Below are 2,674 nucleotides of genomic sequence, written 5' to 3'. Positions count from 1 at the left end.
GGAATAGCAGTTTTTCGTGAAAACAAGTTGATAGGTTGGTTAAACGAACAGGAAAGTAAAGGACTCAATTATATAAAGGGTAATGTTCAAAGAACTTTCATCGTTTTGATATGAACGATGGTGAAATTGGGATTGAATTATCAGAAAGTAAAAGCGACATAGAGCCCAAATTTCAAGACGATAAACTGAGCATTAAAGTTAAAATCACTGGCGAAGCAGATGTTGCTGAAGTTAATACAAAATTAAACTTGATGAGTTCTAATGTTTTCACTGAACTCGAGAAAAAAACGAATAACGAGATAAAAGATGTTGTATTAAAGGTTATCAGTAGTGCTCAAAAAGAATTTAAGTCAGATATTTTCGGTTTCGGTGAGATTGTACACCAAAAAAACTCTAAAGAATGGGCCAAGTTAAAAGAATCATGGAGAGAATCTTTTCCAGATGTACCTGTTGATGTTCATGTTGATATTAAGATACAACGTACAGGAACGATATCTGATCCGTTTCAAAATGAATTGATAAAGGAGTAAATAGATGCTCAAAAGTTTTGGATTGATTTTACTCTTTACTGCAGTTTCTTATTTTCATATACCGCAATTAGCAAAAGACAAAATGATACGAGAGATATGGATATTTTCAATACTAATGCTATTTATCACTGTATTGGCAATTGCTCAGATTAACAAAGTCCCTATCCCTAATCCTTTAGAACTCATCGCGATAGCTGTGGAGCCGTTAAGTAAATTATTGCAAGCCTCTAACAAATAGAAAGGACGTAATCATTTTGGATGAAAAAGTAAGGATTAGCCCTCTTCAACTTTGCATATTAACGATACTTTATACGTCAGGTACGACCATTCTTGTGATTCCATCTACCATAGCAGCTAAGACCAATCAAGATGCATGGTTATCCGCATTAATAGGTACTCTAGCATGTACAATTATCGCTTTCTTTTTTGTGGTTTGCGGGAGGGCGATGGGAAGAGAAACATACATCCAATACCTTCAAAGAGTGTACGGCAACCTAATAGGAAAGATTATTGGCTTTTCCTATGTGCTTTTTTCTTTTATTGGAGTAAGCGGTCTTCTCTTTTACTTCGGTAACTTCACCAAAACCCAAATACTAATAACTACCCCCATCGAAATTCTTAATCTCATGCTAGCCGTGCTTGTTATGGTGGTGATTCGAACTGGCCTCGAGGTATTAGCACGAACGGGGGAACTTCTTTTTCCCTGGTTTATGATCCTTTTTCTCGCTTTAGTTATTTTATTATTACCTGAACTGGAAGTAGAGAGGATGAGTCCATTATTTGAGGCGGGCTTCAAAGACCATCTTTCCGCAACACTGGACTTTATAGCATTCACAGGATTAAGTTTAATTGTCTTTCTGATGTTTCTACCAAGAAATATCAATACTCAAGAAAATTTAAAGTGGAATTTTATAACAGGCACCTTGATAGGATCTTTGGTTGTAAGTATTATTATTCTTCTGTGTATTTTGGTACTAGGTGCTTCTGCTACAGCACGACAAATGTTTCCTAGTTACGTTCTTGCTAAAACAGTAAGTGTGTTTGAGATCGTTGAAAGGATTGAAGCCATTATGGCAGGAATGTGGATTATTTCGATTTTTTTTAAAGCCGCCATTTATTTCTACGCATGCGTTGTTGGGTTAGCTCAACTATTAGAGGCTCGAAACTATCGTTTTCTCGTTATTCCAATGGGAATTTTAGCAGTCATTTTTTCAACCGTTGTTTATCCTAATGTTGCGTATATGACTCATTGGGACAGCACGTATTTTCCTCCATATGCGATAATTATGGGATTATTTATACCTCTGTTGACTTTAATCATTGATAAAATCAAAAAACGCTCTAAGTTAAGTCACCTAAACAATGAGGTACTATGACGTTGGCTAATTGGAGATTTAACCATAATGTTGTGTTTTCAGGGTTTAGGAAACTTATTCAAAGTGGACTTAAATGTAGAAGGTGTTAACTGGAAGATGTAAATATACAAAAAGCGGATAGATAAAACCTTATTTTCAGCTTTTAAAAACTAAAAAATTACCATAATGAAATAAAAAAGACATAGAACAATGCATTGTCTGTTCAATGGTTCGTTCTTAGGGGGAGGTCTTCACTTTATAATATTATACAATCTTACACAATCAGGCGCATTTCTTTAAGAATGCGTCTATTTTATATTGGGTCAGAATTGTTTTAAAAAACGCTTTTAGTTTTGAGCTGTACACTAGAGTTTGTAAACAAACCTGTCCAAGTGTTAGAAGTGAAAGAAGCGGCTAGCTATACCTTTTTTCAAAATGTTAAGACGAGTGGGACAAAAAGGTAGCTGTTGGTGTTTTTGAAAAAACGTAGGGATGAAGCCTGTTTCAAATTTTGTAACTAACCTAGAAATTACTGATGAAGAAGGTTTGGTTAGAACTGATAGTCGAATGAAAACGGATATTCCAAGGAGATTTGCAATAGGAGGTATTAGAAAAAATGCTATTAGGCAGATAGTAACAGCCACGTGAGAAGGGTGGAATGTAGCAACCAAAGCTCAGAAATATATGGGAAATTTACATAAATTGTTAATTAGTTAACTAAGGTATATTTATGAATTACAGAAGTAAGTAACCCAGTGAAATGATTTTTCCCTGAGTTACTTGATATCT

4 protein-coding genes are annotated in these 2,674 nt (G+C 34.9%); all 4 read left to right on the top strand.

All coding sequences use genetic code 11. The annotated features are described in order from the left end of the window. The first annotated feature begins 3 nt into the window (after nucleotides 1-3). Genes LDX58_RS26950 through LDX58_RS25480 form a run of 4 tightly spaced genes read left to right on the top strand, consistent with a single transcriptional unit; the run spans nucleotide 4 to nucleotide 1,906 of the window. Nucleotides 4-114, top strand: coding sequence for a Ger(x)C family spore germination C-terminal domain-containing protein (locus tag LDX58_RS26950; RefSeq protein ID WP_372459302.1), 111 nt, complete (start codon nucleotides 4-6; stop codon nucleotides 112-114). Further along, nucleotides 111-530, top strand: a complete 420-nt coding sequence (locus LDX58_RS25490) for a Ger(x)C family spore germination C-terminal domain-containing protein (RefSeq protein ID WP_265416835.1) — start codon at nucleotides 111-113, stop codon at nucleotides 528-530. Before LDX58_RS26950 ends, LDX58_RS25490 begins: the two co-directional genes overlap by 4 nt. Before the next feature lie 4 nt (nucleotides 531-534). Continuing rightward, nucleotides 535-768 (top strand): hypothetical protein, encoded by a 234-nt coding sequence (locus LDX58_RS25485; protein WP_227940464.1) that lies wholly within the window; start codon nucleotides 535-537, stop codon nucleotides 766-768. A 16-nt stretch (nucleotides 769-784) separates the two neighbouring features. Continuing rightward, nucleotides 785-1,906 (top strand): GerAB/ArcD/ProY family transporter, encoded by a 1,122-nt coding sequence (locus LDX58_RS25480; protein ID WP_227940463.1) that lies wholly within the window; start codon nucleotides 785-787, stop codon nucleotides 1,904-1,906. Nucleotides 1,907-2,674 lie beyond the last annotated feature (768 nt).

The sequence above is a fragment of the Alkalihalobacillus deserti genome (assembly GCF_020734105.1).
In the GTDB taxonomy this organism is placed as follows: domain Bacteria; phylum Bacillota; class Bacilli; order Bacillales; family Bacillaceae_D; genus Halalkalibacter; species Halalkalibacter deserti.
This window is presented reverse-complemented; position numbering and strand designations above follow the sequence as displayed.

Excerpts from the sequence above, each read along its gene's own strand:
- LDX58_RS25490 (WP_265416835.1), top strand. The coding sequence starts at position 111 with ATGAACGATGGTGAAATTGGGATTGAATTATCAGAAAGTAAAAGCGAC.
- LDX58_RS25485 (WP_227940464.1), top strand. The coding sequence starts at position 535 with ATGCTCAAAAGTTTTGGATTGATTTTACTCTTTACTGCAGTTTCTTAT.